Origin of the sequence: Qaidamihabitans albus (assembly GCF_016464705.1) — a bacterium.
Taxonomy (GTDB): domain Bacteria; phylum Actinomycetota; class Actinomycetes; order Mycobacteriales; family Pseudonocardiaceae; genus Qaidamihabitans; species Qaidamihabitans albus.
In genome coordinates this window covers 125,646-143,894 of record NZ_JAEHOB010000007.1, presented here as the reverse complement: position 1 = coordinate 143,894, position 18,249 = coordinate 125,646, and the positions used below count along the sequence as shown (strand labels likewise).

The 18,249-nt window shown below is 71.2% G+C and carries 20 protein-coding genes, 1 pseudogene and 1 riboswitch; of the genes and pseudogenes, 13 read left to right on the top strand and 8 right to left on the bottom strand.

Annotated elements, in window-relative coordinates:
- The first annotated feature begins 63 nt into the window (after positions 1–63).
- Entirely contained in the window at positions 64–285 is a 222-nt protein-coding gene (locus JAP66_RS15870) for a hypothetical protein (protein WP_199432508.1), read from the top strand.
- A 36-nt stretch (positions 286–321) separates the two neighbouring features.
- Entirely contained in the window at positions 322–1,404 is a 1,083-nt protein-coding gene (ychF, locus tag JAP66_RS15865; RefSeq protein WP_199432507.1) for a redox-regulated ATPase YchF, read from the top strand.
- A 152-nt stretch (positions 1,405–1,556) separates the two neighbouring features.
- On the opposite strand, the gene JAP66_RS15860 is transcribed toward ychF, so the two are convergent.
- Positions 1,557–1,955 (bottom strand): NUDIX hydrolase, encoded by a 399-nt coding sequence (locus JAP66_RS15860; RefSeq protein ID WP_199432506.1) that lies wholly within the window; start codon positions 1,953–1,955, stop codon positions 1,557–1,559.
- 201 nt (positions 1,956–2,156) lie between these two features.
- On the opposite strand from JAP66_RS15860, the pseudogene JAP66_RS15855 reads away from it, so the two are divergent.
- From JAP66_RS15855 to JAP66_RS15840, 4 genes and pseudogenes are all read left to right on the top strand, one after another.
- Positions 2,157–2,702, top strand: a pseudogene (locus tag JAP66_RS15855) (Clp protease N-terminal domain-containing protein); the annotation flags it as partial.
- Between the two features lie 156 nt (positions 2,703–2,858).
- Positions 2,859–4,421, top strand: a complete 1,563-nt coding sequence (locus JAP66_RS15850; RefSeq protein ID WP_199432504.1) for an amidase — start codon at positions 2,859–2,861, stop codon at positions 4,419–4,421.
- Between the two features lie 205 nt (positions 4,422–4,626).
- Complete coding sequence (locus tag JAP66_RS15845) at positions 4,627–4,830, top strand: CopG family transcriptional regulator (RefSeq protein ID WP_199432503.1); 204 nt, start codon at positions 4,627–4,629, stop codon at positions 4,828–4,830.
- Complete coding sequence (locus JAP66_RS15840; RefSeq protein ID WP_199432502.1) at positions 4,827–5,243, top strand: type II toxin-antitoxin system death-on-curing family toxin; 417 nt, start codon at positions 4,827–4,829, stop codon at positions 5,241–5,243. The genes JAP66_RS15845 and JAP66_RS15840 overlap by 4 nt, the downstream gene beginning before the upstream one ends.
- Before the next feature lie 210 nt (positions 5,244–5,453).
- Here the strand turns inward: JAP66_RS15840 and JAP66_RS15835 are convergent, their stop codons facing one another.
- The 3 genes from JAP66_RS15835 to JAP66_RS15825 form a co-directional block, all read right to left on the bottom strand.
- Positions 5,454–5,663, bottom strand: coding sequence for a hypothetical protein (locus JAP66_RS15835; protein ID WP_199432501.1), 210 nt, complete (start codon positions 5,661–5,663; stop codon positions 5,454–5,456).
- A gap of 90 nt (positions 5,664–5,753) precedes the next feature.
- A complete protein-coding gene (locus JAP66_RS15830; RefSeq protein WP_199432500.1) occupies positions 5,754–5,960 on the bottom strand; it encodes a hypothetical protein in 207 nt (68 codons plus the stop codon).
- Positions 5,961–6,033: 73 nt separating this feature from the next.
- Positions 6,034–6,324 carry a 4a-hydroxytetrahydrobiopterin dehydratase gene (locus JAP66_RS15825; RefSeq protein WP_199432499.1) on the bottom strand — a complete coding sequence of 97 codons (291 nt, stop codon included), beginning with the start codon at positions 6,322–6,324 and terminating at the stop codon, positions 6,034–6,036.
- 32 nt (positions 6,325–6,356) lie between these two features.
- A riboswitch (TPP riboswitch) is annotated at positions 6,357–6,468 on the top strand.
- A gap of 24 nt (positions 6,469–6,492) precedes the next feature.
- Between JAP66_RS15825 and JAP66_RS15820 the strand changes: the two genes are divergently transcribed.
- The 3 genes from JAP66_RS15820 to JAP66_RS15810 are packed head-to-tail and all read left to right on the top strand — an operon-like array spanning position 6,493 to position 10,187.
- Positions 6,493–7,542: a thiamine ABC transporter substrate-binding protein gene (locus JAP66_RS15820; RefSeq protein ID WP_199432498.1), complete on the top strand. Its 1,050-nt coding sequence runs from the start codon at positions 6,493–6,495 to the stop codon at positions 7,540–7,542.
- The gene (locus tag JAP66_RS15815; protein WP_372448975.1) at positions 7,518–9,134 is read left to right on the top strand and encodes an ABC transporter permease; all 1,617 of its coding nucleotides are present in this window, start codon (positions 7,518–7,520) and stop codon (positions 9,132–9,134) included. The genes JAP66_RS15820 and JAP66_RS15815 overlap by 25 nt, the downstream gene beginning before the upstream one ends.
- Before the next feature lie 39 nt (positions 9,135–9,173).
- On the top strand, positions 9,174–10,187 hold the full coding sequence (locus tag JAP66_RS15810) for an ABC transporter ATP-binding protein (RefSeq protein WP_199432497.1): 1,014 nt from the start codon (positions 9,174–9,176) through the stop codon (positions 10,185–10,187).
- Between the two features lie 41 nt (positions 10,188–10,228).
- On the opposite strand, the gene JAP66_RS15805 is transcribed toward JAP66_RS15810, so the two are convergent.
- From JAP66_RS15805 to JAP66_RS15795, 3 genes are read right to left on the bottom strand one after another with little or no spacing between them, the layout of a single operon-like run.
- The gene (locus JAP66_RS15805; RefSeq protein ID WP_199432496.1) at positions 10,229–11,104 is read right to left on the bottom strand and encodes an ABC transporter permease subunit; all 876 of its coding nucleotides are present in this window, start codon (positions 11,102–11,104) and stop codon (positions 10,229–10,231) included.
- Positions 11,101–12,129, bottom strand: a complete 1,029-nt coding sequence (locus tag JAP66_RS15800; RefSeq protein ID WP_199432690.1) for an ABC transporter ATP-binding protein — start codon at positions 12,127–12,129, stop codon at positions 11,101–11,103. The genes JAP66_RS15805 and JAP66_RS15800 overlap by 4 nt, the downstream gene beginning before the upstream one ends.
- A gap of 8 nt (positions 12,130–12,137) precedes the next feature.
- The gene (locus JAP66_RS15795; protein ID WP_199432495.1) at positions 12,138–13,202 is read right to left on the bottom strand and encodes a LolA family protein; all 1,065 of its coding nucleotides are present in this window, start codon (positions 13,200–13,202) and stop codon (positions 12,138–12,140) included.
- 148 nt (positions 13,203–13,350) lie between these two features.
- On the opposite strand from JAP66_RS15795, the gene JAP66_RS15790 reads away from it, so the two are divergent.
- The 3 genes from JAP66_RS15790 to JAP66_RS15780 are packed head-to-tail and all read left to right on the top strand — an operon-like array spanning position 13,351 to position 15,812.
- Positions 13,351–14,055: a response regulator transcription factor gene (locus tag JAP66_RS15790; protein WP_307849579.1), complete on the top strand. Its 705-nt coding sequence runs from the start codon at positions 13,351–13,353 to the stop codon at positions 14,053–14,055.
- Entirely contained in the window at positions 14,055–15,383 is a 1,329-nt protein-coding gene (locus JAP66_RS15785) for a sensor histidine kinase (protein WP_372448981.1), read from the top strand. Before JAP66_RS15790 ends, JAP66_RS15785 begins: the two co-directional genes overlap by 1 nt.
- Positions 15,384–15,395: 12 nt before the next feature.
- Positions 15,396–15,812 (top strand): (deoxy)nucleoside triphosphate pyrophosphohydrolase, encoded by a 417-nt coding sequence (locus JAP66_RS15780; RefSeq protein WP_199432493.1) that lies wholly within the window; start codon positions 15,396–15,398, stop codon positions 15,810–15,812.
- Between the two features lie 23 nt (positions 15,813–15,835).
- Here the strand turns inward: JAP66_RS15780 and JAP66_RS15775 are convergent, their stop codons facing one another.
- Positions 15,836–15,988, bottom strand: a complete 153-nt coding sequence (locus JAP66_RS15775) for a hypothetical protein (RefSeq protein ID WP_199432492.1) — start codon at positions 15,986–15,988, stop codon at positions 15,836–15,838.
- A 237-nt stretch (positions 15,989–16,225) separates the two neighbouring features.
- Between JAP66_RS15775 and typA the strand changes: the two genes are divergently transcribed.
- Positions 16,226–18,139 carry a translational GTPase TypA gene (typA, locus tag JAP66_RS15770; protein ID WP_199432491.1) on the top strand — a complete coding sequence of 638 codons (1,914 nt, stop codon included), beginning with the start codon at positions 16,226–16,228 and terminating at the stop codon, positions 18,137–18,139.
- Positions 18,140–18,249: the final 110 nt, after the last annotated feature.

Below are 18,249 nucleotides of genomic sequence, written 5' to 3'. Positions count from 1 at the left end.
GGCGGAAATCGGACACGAAGGATCGGATGCGCCGACGTGGGTGGCGCCGTACCGTCGACGGGTATGAGCTCAGCTATCCGTAAACGGTCATTCCGCGCAGTGGCGGCGGCCGTCGCCGCCGCGGGCGCCATCGGGTTCTCCGCCGCCTGCGACGAGACCCAGCCGCAGGAGGACGGCGGCACGCAGCAGGAGGAGAACGGCGGCTACGGCGGTGGCGAAGAAGGTGGCGACGGCGGTGAAGGTGGTGACGGCGAGCAGGGCGAGGAAGGCGAGGATGACGGCTGATCCGGCGCCCTGTCGCGGCACGTAGACTGCCCGGTCGTGAGTCTCACCCTCGGCATCGTCGGTCTGCCCAACGTCGGCAAGTCGACCCTGTTCAACGCACTGACCCGTAACGACGTGCTCTCGGCGAACTACCCGTTCGCCACGATCGAGCCGAACGTCGGAGTCGTCCCGCTACCGGACCCTAGGCTGGCCAGGCTCGCGGAGATGTTCGGCTCGGCCAAGACCGTTCCCGCGACGGTGTCCTTTGTGGACATCGCAGGCATTGTCAAGGGCGCGTCCGAGGGGGCGGGCCTCGGTAACAAGTTCCTGGCCAACATCCGCGAGGCCAACGCGATCTGCCAGGTGATCCGGGTCTTCGAGGACCCCGACGTCGCGCATGTCGAGGGCAAGCTCGATCCGCTCTCGGACATCGAGACGATCAACACCGAGCTGATCCTGGCCGACCTCCAGACGCTGGAGAAGGCGCTGCCGCGGATGGAGAAGGAGGCGCGGACCAAGAAGGAGCACCGGCCGGCGCTGGAGAACGCGCAGCGGGCCAGGGAGATTCTGAACTCCGGCCGGACGCTGTTCTCCGCCCAGCGGGAGGTCGACTTCGAGGGCCTGCGCGAGCTGAGCCTGCTCACCACGAAGCCTTTCCTGTACGTGTTCAACGCCGACGAGAGCGTGCTCACCGACGAGGCGCGGCGGGAGGAGCTGACCAAGCTGGTCGCGCCGGCCGACGCCGTGTTCCTCGACGCCAAGGTGGAGGCCGAGCTGCTCGAACTGGACGACGAGGAGTCGGTCCGCGAACTGCTGGAGTCGGTCGGCCAGGACGAACCCGGCCTGTACGCCCTCGCCAGGGCGGGCTTCCACACGCTCGGCCTGCAGACCTACCTCACGGCCGGGCCGAAGGAGGCGCGCGCCTGGACGATCCCGCAGGGCGCCACCGCACCGCAGGCGGCGGGAGTGATCCACACCGACTTCGAGCGTGGCTTCATCAAGGCCGAGGTCGTGTCCTACGCCGACCTCGTGGAAGCGGGTTCGATGGCCGCCGCCCGCTCCGCTGGGAAGGTGCGGATGGAGGGCAAGGACTACGCGATGGCCGACGGCGACGTGGTGGAGTTCCGTTTCAACGTCTGACTGCCCTGTCCTTGATCCTGCAGCCGCCGCGTTGTGCCTGGTCACCTCTCGTGAGTTCGCACGCGAGTTAGAACACTGTTACGCACTCACGACCGCTGACCTGCGGAGATGGGCTGCTGTTGGGCTCGCAAGGCCGCTGCTCATCGGGTTGATCAGCTGAGCAGGGAACGCTGGCGGAGGTGATCGAAGATGATCTGGTCAACGGGCGAGACGCGGTCCCGGTCGGCGTAGGTCAGCCAGATCAACTCTGCAATCTCGCTGTTGGGAGTCAACGTTCCCTGGTAATCCGCGGCGTAGCAGGTCATGCGGACCGCGGTTCCGGTCGGGTGGCCGTGCGCCTGTCCTTCGAAGGTGCCGACGTGCGTCGCGCTGTCAGTCTCGACGACGACGGTCAGTTCTTCGCCGATCTCGCGGGCGAGGGTCTCCATGTCCGTCTCGCCGGGTTCGCGCTTCCCGCCCGGGAGGTAGTAGACGTCCTTCCCGTGTGATCGGGTGCTGAGAATTTTGCCGTTCTCCAACTTGGTCCATGCGATCTTGTCGATGGTCGTCATCGTTTGTGTCTCCCTGAGCCAGATTCAGTGACCGTGGCCAGACCGCGTATCCGTCGCGCCACGCAATTGCACTGAGTCAGGACAGTGGCCGTCAGCGTGTCGGACGCGGCGATAACGACGGCAGATGACGCCGCATCGATACTCACGACAGTTGACCGCTTCCGGTACACAGCCACAGTGATACACGCCATACTCGGAAGGATGTTCGAGAAGTTCACCGATCGTGCGAGGCGCGTGGTCGTTCTGGCTCAGGACGAGGCCCGGATGCTCAACCACAACCACATCGGTACCGAGCACGTCCTGCTGGGCCTGGTCCACGAGGCCGACGGTATCGCCGCCCGGGCGCTGGAGTCGTCGGGTATCACGCTCGGACCGGCCCGGCGGCAGGCCGAGGAGATCGTCGGCAAGGGCCCTCGGCCGCCGGGCGGGCAGATGCCGTTCACCTCGCAGGCCAAGTCGGTGCTGGAGTTCGCCCGGCAGGAAGCACTTCAGCTCGGTGACGTGGACATCGACACCGTGCACGTCCTGCTCGGACTCATACGGGAGGGTGAAGACGTCGGGGCACAGATCGTGGTGAAACTCGGCGCCGACCTCGCGCGGGTGCGGCTGCGGGCGCTACAGATGCTGTCCGGTGCCCCCGGTGCGCAAGCGGAGGAGCAGCCGGCCGCCGACCAGTTCGGCACGCGTCTCGACCGTATCGAGAACACGCTCACCGAGATCGTCGAGCGGCTGGCCGCCATCGAAAAGCGACTCCCCGGGGACGGATGAGTCGGACGCGTGGCCGTGTTCGACGGCGGATCGGCTTCGTCCGGACAGGTGCCGCGCCGTACGCGGCGATGCGCCGGCGCTTCGCCCCACCTTCGTCGGATTGACAGCGCTCGGGCGGGTCACTGGAATGCCGGGATGAGACGGACCCTGCTCGCCGCCCTCGTCGTGGTCACCCTCGCCGGTCTGGTGTCACCCGCCGCGGCGGTGCGCGGGAACGCGCCCGAACTCGGTTTCGCGCTCGACGAGGCCACCATGCCGGACCTGCAAGGGCGCATGGCGCGCGGTGAGCTCGACGCCGTCGCGCTCACCCGCGCCTATCTCGCCCGGATTCGCTCCATCGACGGCAAGGTCGGCGCCGTTCTGGAGGTCGATCGCGGCGCGATCGCCCAGGCACGGCGCAGCGACCTGCGCCGCCGTACCGGCACGCTGCGCGGCCCGCTCGACGGGATTCCCGTGCTGCTCAAGGACAACATCGACACCAGGGCGATGGCGACAACGGCCGGTTCGCGCGCGCTGACCGGTGCCCGGCCGTTGCGGGACGCGCACCTCGTGCGGCGGCTCCGCGCCGCGGGCGCGGTCGTGCTCGGCAAGGCGAACCTCAGCGAGTGGGCGAACTTCCGCTCCACCAACGCGACCTCCGGCTGGTCCGCGGTCGGCGGTCAGACCCACAACCCGCATGTCCTCGACCGCAACCCGTGCGGCTCCTCGTCCGGCTCCGCCGCCGCGGTCGCGGCCTCCCTGGCCCAGGTGGCCATCGGCACCGAGACCAACGGTTCGATCGTCTGCCCGGCCGGTGCCACCGGCGTCGTCGGCCACAAGCCGAGTCTCGGGCTGGTCAGCCGGACCGGGGTCGTGCCCATCTCGGCGGAGCAGGACACGGCGGGCCCCATCGCCCGGCACGTTGTCGACGCCGCCATCACGCTCGGCGTCCTGCAGGGCCGTGACCCGCGCGATCCGGCGACCTCGGCCTACCCGGCGGACCAGCCGACGGACTACGCCGCCCACCTCCGGCTCGACGCGCTGCGGGGGGCCCGGATCGGTGTGTGGCGGCAGGCCGGGCTGGACCCGGACGTGGACCGGACCATGCGGTCCACGGTGCGGCTGCTGCGCGAGCAGGGCGCCACCGTCGTCGATGTCAGCCTCGACCATCAGGAGGAGATCGGCGAACACTCGCTGGCCGCCCTGCTCAGCGAGTTCCACCGCGACATCGAGGCGTACCTGCGCACGCGACCGGGAGCACCGCGGACGCTCGAGGAGCTGATCGAGTTCAACCGCGACGATCCGGTGGAGCTGAGCAAGTTCGGGCAGGAGCTGTTCGAGCAGGCACTCGTCGCACCCGGCACCGACGACCCCGGCTACCGGCGGCAGCGCGCGGCCGCGACGGAACTGGCGCGCCGCAGCCTGGACGACGTCATCGCCGCACACGACCTCGACGCGATCGTCTCGCCGACCAACGGCCCGGCGTGGCGGACCAGCTACGGCGACGGTGACGACTTCCTGCTGGGCTCCTCGACGCCCGCGGCGGTGGCCGGCTACCCGAACGTCACGGTTCCCGCCGGGTTCGCCGGCCCGCTGCCACTCGGCGTGTCGTTCATGACGGCGCGCTGGCAGGACGCCAGGGCGCTCGGACTCGCGGCCGCGTTCGAACGGGCCGCCGACGCCCGGCGGGCGCCGTCCTACCTGCCCGGTTCCGGCTGAGTGCCGTCGCTACGGGCCTGCCTGCGGCGTTGCAGCAGGTAGCTGCTCCAGAACGCGAGTGCGCTGAGCACCATCAGCCGCCGAAGAACCACAGCGTCCAGTCCGGCTCGGCGCGCAGCAGGATCACGGCGAACATCGCCAGGCCGAGGATGCTGCGTTACCGACAGGCCAGGCCATCTGCTACCACAGTGGTAGCATGCGGGGCATGGCTATGACACTGCGCCTCACCGACGAGCAGGAACGTGCGCTCGCGTTGCTGGCCGATGCCGAGGGCGTGAGCAAGCACGAGGCGGTCGTGCGGGCGATAGCGGACGCTGCCGCTCGCCGGATCCGTGACGGCCGGGTTCGTGCCCTGTCGTCCGAGGGGCGTACGCGGTACGAGTCTCTGCTTGATCGCTTGGCGCAGTGACAGTCGAGTACCTTACGCTCGAAGATCTGCTGATCCTCGCGCACGACTTGGGCGTGGCCAAGATCCGCGACCTGGGACTGCTCGATTCGGCGGCGCACCGGCCACAGTCTTCCTTGATGGGCCAGGACGCCTATCCAACTCTGCACGAGAAGGCAGCCGTGCTGCTTGAGTCGGTGGTGCGTAACCACGCACTCGTCGACGGCAACAAACGGCTCGCCTGGATGGCCGCGTTCGTGTTCTACGGGCTGAACGGAACCGATCTCGACGCGCCGGAAGACGACGCTTACGACGTCGTGATCGCGGCCTCTACCGGTTCGATGGGCTATGCCGACATTGCCGCGAAGTTTGCCGGCTGGACCCGGCCGGACGTCGCTCCGCCACGCAATCCCGCGGAGTTCCGCTCCAGGGGCTGACGGCATCCGAGTGCGTGCGTTCGAACCGGATTTGTAGCAGCCGCTCGATTCGGCGACTTCGACGACGGCAACGAGTAGCAGCCTGCGACTCCCCGTCTGCGGTAAGGGCCGGCGACTGTGCCGTCCCGCTCGGCCACCAGCACGGTCCGGCTCTGCTGGGCGACGACAGCCGACCAGATCCGGGCCGCGGAACGGTGTGGAAGCGGCTCGTCATCGGGCGTCCCTGCGGGCCTGCCTGCGGCGTTGCAGCAGGTAGCTGGTCCAGAACGCGAGCGCGCTGAGCACCATCAGCCCGCCGAAGAACCACAGCGTCCAGTCCGGCTCGGCGCGCAGCAGGATCACGGCGAACATCGCCAGGCCGAGGATGGTCATCACCGCGACGGCCCGGACCTGCCGCTGCGTGAAGTTCGACGCGGTCATCCGCCGATCCTCTCAGCGGCGACCCGCCGGGGGTTACCGGGCCTCGGGCTCAGGCTGCTGCGTCAACGGAGGCGTCCACTGTGACCGATATCACCGTGAACGTGCCGTGTAGTACACGACCGCGCCGGCCGCGGTGATCATCAGCATGAAGGCGAGGCTGCCGACCGTGATCGCCTGGACATCGTCCCGCGCCGCCGCGCCGTCCTCCGCCACTCCGGCGGCCGCCGCGGCAGGCACCGTGAACGCGCCGAGCACCATCACCAGCACCGCCGCCAGCGCTGCCAGGACCTTCTTCATCGCGCACTCCCTCCGACGGCAGGCGGATACCCGGCGCCGTCGCGAGAACACGCCGCCACCGGTGCGCGAAGGGTCACACCGAGTTGATCACCTCGTCGATCTCGCCGGCGAGCGTGACGTCCTTCTGCGTGATGCCGCCGTCGGAATGCGTGCTCAGCCGGAAGGTCAGGTTGCGCCACCGGATGTCGATGTCCGGATGGTGGTTCTCGCTCTCCGCGATCTCCGCGACTCGGTTGACCACCTGGATCGCCTGCGGGAAGTCGGCAAGCTGCGCAGTGCGTTCCAGCGCGTCGCCCTTGCGCTGCCAGTCGGAGAGATTGACCAGGGCTTCGTCGATACGTTCGTCGTTCAGTAGTTCCGCCATGCGTCCATGGTGGTACGAAGGCGGGTACGCTGCACCTCTGCCACGGGAGTCCGGCCTCGCCGGACTGAGAGGTGGGTGTGAGCCCCACGACCGTTCGCACCTGATCCGGATCATGCCGGCGCAGGGAGGCCGAGCTCTCCTTCTTGCCGGTGGAACAAGGAGGGTTCAATGAGAGTCGTCCGTGCGGCGGCGGTGTACCTGCTCGTCGGCGTGCTGGTCACGGGTTGCACGCTGTTCGGTGGCAACGACGAGCAGGCCGAAGGCCCGGACACGGTCACTCTCGTCACGCACGAGTCGTGGAGTGTCCCGCAGGAGGTTCTCGACGCCTTCGAGCAGCGTTCCGGGATCAGGCTCCGCGTGTTCCCCGAGGGTGACGCGGGCGCCCTGACCAACCGGCTGGTGCTGACCAAGGACAACCCGATCGCCGACGTCGCCTACGGCGTCGACTCCACGTTCGCCTCCCGTGCGCTGTCCGAAGGCGTGTTCGAGCCCTACACCAGTCCGGAGGCGGACCGCGGGCCGCAGCGCTACGCCATCGACCCGCAGCACCGGCTCTCCGCGGTCGACGTGGGAGACGTGTGTGTCAACGTCGACACCGAATGGTTCGCCGAGGAGGGGCTCGCGGAGCCGGAGACGTTCGAGGACCTGGCCGAACCGCGTTACCGTGACCTGCTGGTGGTGGAGAACCCGGCGACCTCGTCGCCCGGTCTCGCCTTCCTGCTCGCGACCGTGGCGGAGTACGGCGAGCAGGGCTGGACCGACTACTGGAAACGGCTCCGGGACAACGGCGTGAAGACCGTCAGCGGCTGGACCGAGGCCTACACCCAGGAGTTCTCCGGCTCCTCCGGCGAGGGCCCGCGGCCGATCGTGGTCTCCTACGCCTCCTCCCCGGCCGCGGAGATCGGCGAGGACGGTGAACCGCGGACGACGGCGCTGCTGGACACCTGCTACCGCCAGGTCGAGTACGCCGGTGTGCTGGCGAACAGCGGGCAGACCGAGAACGCGGGCAAGGTCGTCGACTTCCTGCTGTCCCAGGAGTTCCAGTCCATCCTCGCCGAGAACATGTACGTCTACCCGACCCGGGAGGGCGTCGAGCTGCCGTCCGCGTGGGCAGAGGCCGCACCGTTGCCGGAGGACCCGGCCTCGCTGCCGGGCGAGCAGGTGCAGGCGGGCCGGGAACAGTGGATCAAGCAGTGGCGCGGCCTGCTGGAGGGGTAGCCGGGGTCGCGGTACTCGCCCTGCTGCCGCTCGGGTTCCTCGCCGTCTTCTTCGCCTGGCCGGTGCTGGCGATTCTCGGGCTCGGCTTCTCCTCCGGCGGCGTGGGGACGGTACTGGCCGAGGCGCAGACCTGGCAGATCGCCGGGTTCACCGTCGCGCAGGCGGCCGTGTCGACGGTGGTGGCACTGGCCGCCGGGCTGCCGATCGCGTACCTGCTCGCGCGGGTGCGGCTGCCCGGCCTCGGCGCCGTGCGCACCCTCGTGCTCATCCCGTTCGTGCTGCCGACCGTCGTCGTCGGGCTGGCGTTCCGGGCGTTGTGGCCGGCTGGCGGGGTGGTGACGATCGTGCTGGCCAACGCGTTCTTCAACGTCGCCGTCGTCGCACGCACGGTCGGCGGGCTGTGGGCCCAGCTCGACCGGCGCGGGGAGGACGCCGCGCGGGCACTCGGCGCCTCGCCGTGGCGGGCGTTCGCCAACGTCACGCTGCCCGCGCTCGTGCCCGCCCTCGCCTCGGCGGCCGCGGTGGTGTTTCTCTTCTGCGCCACCAGTTTCGGCGTCGTGCTGATGCTCGGTGGCGCGCGCTACCGCACCCTGGAGACCGAGATCTACCTGCGCACGGTGAACCTGCTGGATCTCTCCGGCGCCGCCGCGCTCTCGGTGCTGCAACTCGCCGCCGTCGCCGCGGCGCTCGCGGCCGGTGCGTTCGCCCGGCGCCGCCGGGAGACGGCGCTGCGGCTGCGCTCGGCGCGGGACGTGGCCCGCCGTCCGGAGGGTAGTGAATGGTGGGTCGTCGGCGCGGCGTTCGGCGTGCTGGCACTGCTGGCCACGCCCGTCCTCGGGCTGCTGATCCGGTCGGTGTCCACTCCGGACGGCTGGAGCCTCGCGGGCTATCGTGGGCTTTCCGGCGGTGGTGAGCACGGTGCGCTCAACGTCACCGGCTGGGACGCGGCACTCAACTCGCTGCGGACGGCCTCCGACGCGACGATGCTCGCGATGCTGGTCGGCGTACTGGCCGCGGTCGTGCTCGTGTCGTTGCGCCGCGCACCCGGCCGCGGCGCGCGGGTGATGGGGGAGACCATGGACGCCGCGCTGATGCTTCCGCTCGGTGTTTCGGCGGTGACCGTGGGTTTCGGTTACCTGGTCACGCTCGACGTGCTGCCCGGGGACCTGCGCACGTCGCCGCTGCTCGTGCCGTTCGCGCAGGCACTGGTGATCATTCCGCTGGTGATCCGCATGGTGCTGCCCGTGCTCCGCTCGGTGGACGAGCGGCTGCGCCAGGCCGCGGCCACGCTGGGCGCGGGACCCGCTCGTGTGTGGCGGGAGGTCGACCTGCCGCTCACCGCGCGCTCGGTGGTCGCGGCCGCGGCCTTCGGCTACGTGGTGGCGCTCGGCGAGTTCGGGGCCACGAGCTTCCTGGCCCGGCCGGACGCACCGACGCTGCCGGTGGCGATCGCGACGCTGATCAGCAGGCCGGGGCAGCTCAACAACCAGATGGCGTACGCGGCGTGCGCGCTGCTGATGGTCGTCACGATGCTCGTGGTGTCGGTGATCGACCGGCTCCGCTCGTCGCAGGCGCAGGTGGGGGAGTTCTGAGGTGACGCGTTCGTCGACTGAGCGCTCGGGGAGACCACGGTGCTGACGGTGGACGGGCTGACCGTGCGGTACGGATCCTTCGCCGCCGTCAGCGACGTGGGGCTGGAGATCGCGGACGGGGACGTGCTCGCGTTGCTCGGGCCCTCCGGTTCCGGCAAGTCCACGCTGTTGCGTGCGATCACCGGGCTCGAACCGATGGCGACCGGGGCGGTCCGCTGGGACGGGACCGACCTGGCCAGGGTGCCGGTGCACCGGCGCGGCTTCGGGCTGGTGTTCCAGGACGGGCAGCTGTTCCCGCACCGCGACGTCGCCGGCAACATCGCGTTCGGCCTGCGGATGCACGCCGTGCCACCCGCCGAGCGCGGCGGCCGGGTCCGGGAGCTGCTCGACCTCGTCGGGTTGTCCGGCTACGAGCGGCGCAGGGTCACCGGCCTGTCCGGCGGTGAGGCCCAGCGGGTGGCCCTGGCGAGGGCACTGGCGCCCCGGCCCCGGCTGCTCCTGCTCGACGAGCCGCTTTCCGGGCTGGACGCCGAACTGCGCGAGCAGCTCGCCATCGACCTGGCCGAGCTGCTGCGCCGGGCGAAGATCACCACGCTGCTCGTGACGCACGACCAGGAGGAGGCGTTCACCCTCGCCGACCGGGTAGCCGTGCTGGACGGCGGGCGGATCCAGCAGACGGGCGGGGTACGCGACGTCTGGCGGCGGCCCGTCGACGAGCGGGTCGCGCGGTTCCTCGGCGTGACGACGGTGCTCGACGCGGAGGTCCGTGACGGCGTGCTGCGATCACCGCTCGGCACGGTGACGGTGCCCTGGCTACCCGAAGGTGCCGTGCGGCTGGGGCTGCGCCCGAACGCGCTGCGCGTCGCCACCACCGGGGTGGCCGGTGCGGTGGTGAGCCGGGTGCACCGGCGGGATCACGTGCGGCTGTGCGTCCGGCCGGAGAACGGCCCGCCGACCGTGGACGCCGTCGCACCGGTGGCCGAGGATCTGCGTACCGGCGACCACGTGCGGCTCACGCTCGACGCCGACGGAATCGCGGTGGTCGGCTCGTGAGTGCGCACGCGAGTTAGAACTCGTGTGCGCACTCACGAGCGTCAGCCGTCCTTGGTGGTCAGCCGGGCGTAGGCGATCGAGAGCGCGATCGCGATGTAGCACAGCGCCCGCAGCGCGCCCTCGGTCAGCTCTCCCGTGGGCACCGGGTCGCGCAGCACGTCCCCGATGGCCTGCCACGAGTCGTTGAGCAGGAACGGGTGCAGCCAGTCCAGCGCGTCCAGCGCACCCAGCACCGAGAACAGGATCGTCCCCGCGAGCACCGAGACCACCACGAGCATCGGATGCTCGGTCCAGGTGGAGATCGCCAGCGCCACCGCGCCGACCGCCCACAGTTGCAGCGCGACCCAGCCTGCCGCCAGCGCGACCTTGCCGACCGCGGCCGGGAACGACAGCGTGGTGCCGGACAGCGTGAACAGCGTGCCGCCGCCGTTGATCACCAGGCCGGTCACGATCCCGGTCAGCGCCATCGCCACCACCGCGGCGACGGCGACGGCGGCCACGCCGAACGCCTTCACGAGCAGCAGCCTGCCCCGGCTCACCGGCGTGAGCAGCCAGCCCCGCAACGTGCCATGTGCGGTCTCGCCGGCGACGGCGTCGGCCCCGGCCATCGCGGCGGCCAGCGGCAGCAGCAGCGCCAGGGCCATCCCGAGCGCCGCCACGGGCAGCACCAGCGCGTTGCCTCCTGCGGAGACCAGCAGCGACTCGCCGCCCCCCGCTCCGTTCGGCCCGCCACCAGGCGGGCCCGGCGAGTCGACGAGCGTGAGCGCGATGCCCACGACCACCGGCAGGAGCGCCAGCATCCCGAGTACCACGAGCGTGCGCGGTCTGCGGAAGATCCAGCGGAGCTCGGCGCGCAACAGGCGGGTCAGCGGTGCGCGTGGCGCCCGCTCCCGTGCGGTCATCGTCGCCTGTGTCATGGCGTCGCCTCCCCATCCGCCTCGACGACGCCGGAAAGGCCGTCCATCCTGGACTCGTCGGCCTCCTGCTGGGTGAGCCGCGCGAACAGATCCTCCAGCCCCGTGCGGGCCCGGCGGGCCTCGTGCACCGGCACATCGGCGCGCACGAGGGCGGCGAGCACCTCCGGCGCGGTCGCGGCGGTGAGATCCACCCGAATTCCTTCAGGGGCGAGGCGGGACGGAATCCTCTTGCTCCGCAACGCCTCCATGGCCGCAGAAGTATCCGGAGTAGACACGAGCAGCGACGGCGAACCCGACTCCAGCAGCTCGGCGAGCTCGCCCTGGGCTACCACGGTGCCCGCGTGCAGCACCGCGACGTGCGTGCAGGTCGCCTCCACCTCCGCGAGCAGGTGCGAGGACACCAGCACGGTCACCCCGGCCGCGTGCAGCTCGGCGATGATCGTGCGGATCTCCCTCGTCCCGGCCGGGTCGAGGCCGTTCGTCGGCTCGTCCAGCACCACCATCCGCCGAGGCACCAGCAGTGCACCGGCCAGGCCGAGCCGCTGCTTCATACCCAGCGAGTAGCCGCGGTAGCGGCGGTTCGCGGCGGCGGAGAGCCCGACCCTTTCGAGTGCGGCATCGACGGCACCGCGAATGTCCGAAGTGGTCAGTCGCGGTTCGGCCGCGGCCATCCGGAGCAGGTTCTCCCGCCCGGAGAGGAACGGGTGGAAGCCGGGCCCCTCCACGAGGGCCCCGACGTCGGGCAGCGCGTGCCCGGCTCCCTCCGGCATCGGGTGGCCGAGCAGCCGCACCTCGCCCGCGGTCGGCCGCACCAGTCCCAGCAGCATCCGGATCGTGGTGGTCTTGCCCGATCCGTTCGGACCGAGCATTCCGAGCACGGCGCCCTCGGGCACGTCGAGATCCACCTGGTCGACGGCGACCGTCCGGCCGTAGGTCTTGCGCAGCCCCCTGGTCCGCGCTGCCAACGGCCCGGCAGGCGTGGACGCCCCCTCCGGAACGTCCACGCCGGCCAGCGTCGTGCTCACCGAACTGCTCACCGGTCTCCCAGCGTCTGGATCAGAACCTGCTCCGGCACCGCCCCGAAGGCCACGCGGCCGTCGTCGGTGACGAGGGCGTTGCCCACGTTGGTGCTGATCACGTGTCCGGAACCGAACGACCCGGTCACCGGCTTCCCGATCTGGCCGAGCAGACCCCGCACGTTCACGTCGTCGCTCCCGGGCGCCTGCTGCGTGAGCAGCTCGGCCGGAACCTCGCCGACGAGCACGGTGTCCCAGCCCTCGCCGACGGCGTCGAACTGCGGCTCGGCCTCGGTCTTCGGCGCGTGCTCGCGCCCCTGGTCCGCCTGCCGCTCCTCGACCGTGGCGCCCGGCGGCGGCGTGAACCGGAACAGCCCGGCGGGCTGCGGGCCGAACTCCACGTCGCTGAACCCGACCTGCAGCGCGGGCTCCGTCGTGCCGTGGGTCAGCACGGCCAGCCGCAGCGGCAGCCTGGTCTCCGAGTCGACCGCCACCCGAACCTCACGCAGCAGCGTCCGCTCGGTCGGCTTCGGCGTGAGCACCAGCTCGTAGGCGGCGCGGTCGGCGACCCTGGCGGTGCCGTCGACGGTGACTGTGCTGCTCTGCCGGACCGCCTGCAGCACGTCCTTGGCGGCCGAGGTGGGGTCGGTCACCTGCCCGTCCCCGGTCATGCCGTGGCCGGTCGCCGCCTCCGCCGGCAGCGTGGTCTTCGTGGCGGTGTTGCTCGCGGAGTCGTAATTCCACACGGTCGCGCCGTCGTGCACGATCGTGCGCTCCGTGCCACCGTCCTGCATCGCGAGCCTGCTGCGTCCCTCGCCGTCGTTGTGCACCCTGGCCGAGTCCATGTCGAGCGCCGGTGCGCCCGGGATGGCCGGCAGGCCGAGGCCGTTGTCCAGCTCGATCGTTCCGGACAGCGCGGGTGACTCGGCGCTGAACACCGACTCGACCAGCGCCTCCGCGCTGACCGGCGGCAGCTCCGGTGCCGCATCCGCGCCCGCCGGCATCGCGATGACGCCGAGGCCCGCGACCCCCAGCGCGGTGCCGGCCGCCGCGACGGCTACTGCTTTCCGTTTCGGATTCACTGCTCACTCCCTGTTCGATCCCAGTGTGCCCCTTCAACCACCTCCGAGCGTGCGCCACCGGTGCTGAGACTGGCCTGAGAGCTGCCGCGGGCTGAGAGTGCGCTGAGAGTCCGCGCGCGACGGGCGTCGAAGCGGCATCCTGGTAACCGTGAATCCGCGAGTTCTGGTCGTCGACGACGAGCCCGGTGTGCGCAAGGCCCTGCAGCGCGGGCTGCGTGCTGAGGGCATGGACGTGGTGACCGCCGCCGACGGGCCGAGCGCGCTGCGCCTGGCGCAGACGGGCGCCTTCGACGTGCTGCTGCTCGACATCATGTTGCCCGGTCTCTCCGGCTACCGCGTTCTGCAGCACCTGCGCGCGGAGGGCGTGCACACGCCGGTGCTGCTCGTCTCGGCGAAGGACGGCGAGGTCGACCAGGCGGACGGGCTGGATCTCGGGGCGGACGGGTACCTGGTGAAGCCGTTCTCGTTCGTGGTGCTCGTCGCGCAGGTGCGGGCGGTGCTGCGGCGCTCGGCGGCCGAGCATCCGCGCGGCACCCTGCGGATCGGCGGGCTCGTCGTGGACCGGGCCGTCCGCGAGGTGCGCTGGCGCGAGGACCCGGTGGCGCTGAGCCCGCGTGAGTTCGCGCTGCTCGAGGTGCTCGTCGGCCGCGCGGGCACGGTCGTCACGAAGGACGAGCTGTTGCGGGCCGTCTGGGGCGACGAGCAGGCGGCGACGCGCAACGTGGTGGAGGTCTACGTCGGCTACGTCCGGCGCAAGCTGGACGCCGTCGGCGCGGGTGCCTTCGTGCGAACGGTGCGCGGGCACGGTTACCTCGCTTCCGATCCCGAGCTCGACCAGGCGATCACCGGGTGATCCGGACACCGCGCCGCTGGTGGCTGCGGCGGAGCCTGTGGTTCCGGATCACGCTGATCGCCACCACGATCACGCTCGCTCTGCTCTTCGGGCTCGCGGTGCTCGCGGGCCGGGCACTCGGCCCGCTGCTGATCCAGTCGGTGGACGATGAGCTCACCGCCGTGCTCGCGCCCGCGACGGCGCAGGTGGCGGCGGGCGACCAACCGGCCCGGCCGAGCGGTACCGAGGTGCGGGTGCTCGACACGGCGGGCGGACCCGTCGACGGTGACCCGCCGGCCCGCCTCGGGGCCGAGGACATCCGGGACCTCAAGGCCGGGCTGCCGGTGCGCGTGGGAGACGCGCCGACCTGGCGCTGGCTCGGCTCCGTGGTCACCGCGCCGGACGGCTCGCAGCGGCTGGTCGCGGTCGGGGCGCCCATGGTCGGTTTCGGCGCCGCGGTCGCCGACGGCTCCCGCTGGTTGCTGCTGGTCGCGGTGGTGGGCGGGCTCGTCGCGATGATCGCCACCTGGCTCGGCGTCCGCGCCGCGCTCCGCCCGGTCGGCCGGATGCGCCGCTCGGTGCGCGAGCTGCCTCCGGGGCGGCGGCTGCCCATGCCCGAGGCCGACGACGAACTGCGGGCGCTGGCCTCGGACTTCAACGCGCTGCTGACGAGACAGGAGGAGGTCAGCGAACGGCTGCGGCGGTTCACCGGGGACGCCGCGCACGAGCTCCGCTCGCCGGTCGCGTCGATCCGGGTGCAGGCCGAGGTGGCGGTGACCAATCCGGATCCCGAACTCGCGCAGGAGACGCTCACCGACATTCTCGACGAGTCCGAGCGGCTGTCCGCGCTGCTGGACGGCCTGCTGACGCTGGCGAGGTCGGACGCGGGCGAGCTGCCTGCCGCCGAGCCTGTCGAGCTGGTCACCGAGGCGCGCGGCGCGGCAGGGCGGCTGCCCGACGGCTCGCCGCCGGTGCGGGTGAGCGCCGTCGTGCCGCAGGCCTGGGCGCTCGCCACGCCAGCCGAGGTCGAGCTCGTCCTGGACAACCTGCTGCGCAACGCGTGCCGCTACGCCGAGACGCAGATCGTGGTCTCCCTGCTCGCTTCGCGGTCCCGGGTGCGGGTCGTGGTCGACGACGACGGGCCGGGTGTCGCGCGCGAGCACCGCGGGCACGTGTTCGACCGCTTCTACCGGGTCGCCGACGACCGTGCCCGCACGTCCGGGGGCACCGGGCTCGGGCTGGCGATGGTGGCCGAGGCCGTGCGCAGGCGCGGAGGCCGGGTGACGGTGGGGGAGTCACCGGAGGGCGGGGCGCGCTTCCAGGTGATCTGGCGCAGGCACGACGGGTAGGGTGGCCGTCCCGTGAGCCCTGCCGTCATCGTCGGCGCCGCGATCGTGCGCGCAGGCCACCTGCTCGCCCAGCAGCGGGCTTACCCGGCCGACGCCGCGGGTCTGTGGGAGCTGCCGGGTGGCCGGGTCGAGCCCGGCGAGTCCGAGGCGGCCGCGCTGCGCCGCGAGTGCGCCGAGGAGCTCGGCGTCGAGGTCGTGGTCGGTGACCGGGTGGGAGGCGACGTGCGGTTGCCGGGCGGCAAGGTGCTGCGCGTCTTCGGCGCGTCGCTGGCCTGCGGGCCTGCCGAGCCGCGTGCGGTCGAGCACCGGGCGCTGCGCTGGCTCGCCGCCGCGGACCTGGCGGAGGTGGACTGGCTGCCCGCGGACCGGGTGCTCGTGCCCGCACTGCAGGCCCTGCTGCGCCCTCGTGAGTGCGCACACGAGTTCTAACTCGGGTAGGCACTCACGAGGGGTTACGCGGCGGCCTTGGCCTTGGCCTTCTTGAGCGCGAGCACGGGGCACTTCTTGCAGCGCGGCTTGGACTTGCAGCACTTCTTCTTGACCTTGCCGGATTTGACCAGCTTGCGGACGACCGCCTGAGGGTCGCCGCCGTGTTTCTTGCCCACCTCACGCTCCACGCCGATTGGGTGCGAGCTTCACATTAGGTGAGCCTACCCTTGATCGAGGTGTGGCACTGGGCACAGTGACGCCGCGGCTATGCTGGAGGGGACCACGTCCGGCGGCGAGGTGTGGCACTGGGCACAGTGACGCCGCGGCTATGCTGGAGGGGACCACGTCCGGCGGCACTGCCGTCGCCGTACCCACTGGTCGCCCCAATACCTCTTTCGCACAGGAGCCGACGCGTGCCCACAGCCACTGCCGAGAAGGTCCGCACGGATCTCCGAAACATCGCCATCGTGGCACACGTCGACCACGGCAAGACCACCCTGGTCGACGCGATGCTCCGGCAGTCCGGCGCCTTCGCCGAGCGGGCCGAGCTGGTCGACCGGGTGATGGACTCCGGCGAGCTGGAGCGGGAGAAGGGCATCACGATCCTCGCCAAGAACACGGCGATCCGCAGGCAGACGCCCAGCGGCCCGGTGACGATCAACGTGATCGACACGCCAGGGCACGCCGACTTCGGCGGGGAGGTCGAGCGCGGCCTGGCGATGGTCGACGGCGTCGTGCTGCTCGTCGACGCCAGCGAGGGACCGCTGCCGCAGACGCGCTTCGTGCTGCGCAAGACGCTCGAGGCGAAGCTGCCGGTGGTGCTCGTGGTGAACAAGGTCGACCGCCCGGACGCCCGGATCGCCGAGGTGGTGGACGAGACGCACGACCTGCTGCTCGACCTGGCCGGTGACGTCGAGGACATGAACGACGCCGCTCTCGATTCCGTGTTGTCCATGCCGGTGGTCTACGCGGCCGCGCGGGACGGCCGCGCCGGTCTGGAGCAGCCCGCGGACGGCGCGCTGCCGGAGAGCGAGAACCTGGACCCGCTGTTCGAGGTGCTGATGCGGCACGTTCCACCGCCCACGGCCGACCCGGACGCGCCGCTGCGCGCGCTGGTCACGAACCTCGACGCCTCCAGCTTCCTCGGCCGGATCGCGCTGGTCCGCATCCACGCCGGCACCCTGCGGAAGGGGCAGACGGTCGCGTGGCTGCGCGAGGACGGCTCGGTCCAGCAGGTGCGCATCTCCGAACTGCTGGTCACCCAGGCGCTGACCCGGGTGCCCGCCCAGGAGGCCAGCGCGGGCGACCTGGTGGCCATCGCGGGCATCCCGGACATCACCATCGGTGACACGCTGGCCCACCCCGAGCACCCCGACCCGCTGCCGCGGATCACCGTGGACGAGCCGGCGATCTCGATGACCTTCGGCGTGAACACCTCGCCGCTGGCCGGCCGCAACGGTGGCGACAAGCTCACCGCACGGCTGGTCAAGTCGCGCCTCGACGCGGAGCTGATCGGTAACGTCAGCGTCCGCGTGCTGCCCACCGAGCGGCCGGACACCTGGGAGGTGCAGGGTCGCGGCGAGCTCGCACTGGCGATCCTGGTCGAGCAGATGCGCCGCGAGGGCTTCGAGCTGACCGTCGGCAAGCCGCAGGTGGTCACCCGCACCATCGACGGCAAGCTGCACGAGCCCTTCGAGCGGCTGTACCTGGACGCGCCCGAGGAGTACCTCGGCGCCATCACGCAGCTCGTCGCGTCCCGCAAGGGCCGGATGGAGCACATGGCCGGGCACGGCACCGGCCGGATCAAGATCGAGTACGTGCTGCCGGCCAGGGGCCTGATCGGCTTCCGGACGGATTTCCTCACCGAGACGCGCGGCACCGGTATCGCCAACCACGTCTTCGAGGGATACTTCCCCTGGGCGGGCGAGATCCGCAGCCGGCACAGCGGTTCGCTGGTCGCCGACCGCTCCGGACCGGTCACCGGCTACGCGATGCTCCAGCTCGCCGACCGGGGCACGTTCTTCGTCGAGCCCGGTGCGGAGGTGTACGAGGGCATGGTCGTCGGGGAGAACCCCCGGGCCGAGGACCTCGACATCAACATCACCAAGGAGAAGAAGCTCACCAACATCCGTTCCTCCACCGGGGACGAGCTGGAGCGGCTTGCGCGGCCGCGCAAGCTCGGGCTGGAGGAGGCGCTGGAGTTCCTCGGCTCCGACGAGTGTGTCGAGGTCGGTCCGGACGTCGTGCGCGTGCGCAAGCTCACCCTGGACGTCAACCAGCGTGCCAAGGAGCGCTCGCGGGCGAAGAGCAGGGACCGGGACGCCTGAGCTTCCGGGAACCGATGCCGGCCGCCGTGCGTCACCCAGGTAGCGGTACCTGATCCGGTAGCCGTCTTTTACTTGCGGTCTGGCAGTCTCGTGGCCGCGGAGAACGTGTC

Coding starts and splice junctions, on each gene's coding strand:
- JAP66_RS15825 (WP_199432499.1), bottom strand. CDS start 6,324: ATGGCGGAACTACTGAACGACGAACGTATCGACGAAGCCCTGGTCAAT.
- JAP66_RS15835 (WP_199432501.1), bottom strand. CDS start 5,663: ATGACCGCGTCGAACTTCACGCAGCGGCAGGTCCGGGCCGTCGCGGTG.
- JAP66_RS15805 (WP_199432496.1), bottom strand. CDS start 11,104: ATGACACAGGCGACGATGACCGCACGGGAGCGGGCGCCACGCGCACCG.
- JAP66_RS15860 (WP_199432506.1), bottom strand. CDS start 1,955: ATGACGACCATCGACAAGATCGCATGGACCAAGTTGGAGAACGGCAAA.
- JAP66_RS15830 (WP_199432500.1), bottom strand. CDS start 5,960: ATGAAGAAGGTCCTGGCAGCGCTGGCGGCGGTGCTGGTGATGGTGCTC.
- JAP66_RS15850 (WP_199432504.1), top strand. CDS start 2,859: ATGAGACGGACCCTGCTCGCCGCCCTCGTCGTGGTCACCCTCGCCGGT.
- JAP66_RS15870 (WP_199432508.1), top strand. CDS start 64: ATGAGCTCAGCTATCCGTAAACGGTCATTCCGCGCAGTGGCGGCGGCC.
- JAP66_RS15820 (WP_199432498.1), top strand. CDS start 6,493: ATGAGAGTCGTCCGTGCGGCGGCGGTGTACCTGCTCGTCGGCGTGCTG.
- JAP66_RS15845 (WP_199432503.1), top strand. CDS start 4,627: ATGGCTATGACACTGCGCCTCACCGACGAGCAGGAACGTGCGCTCGCG.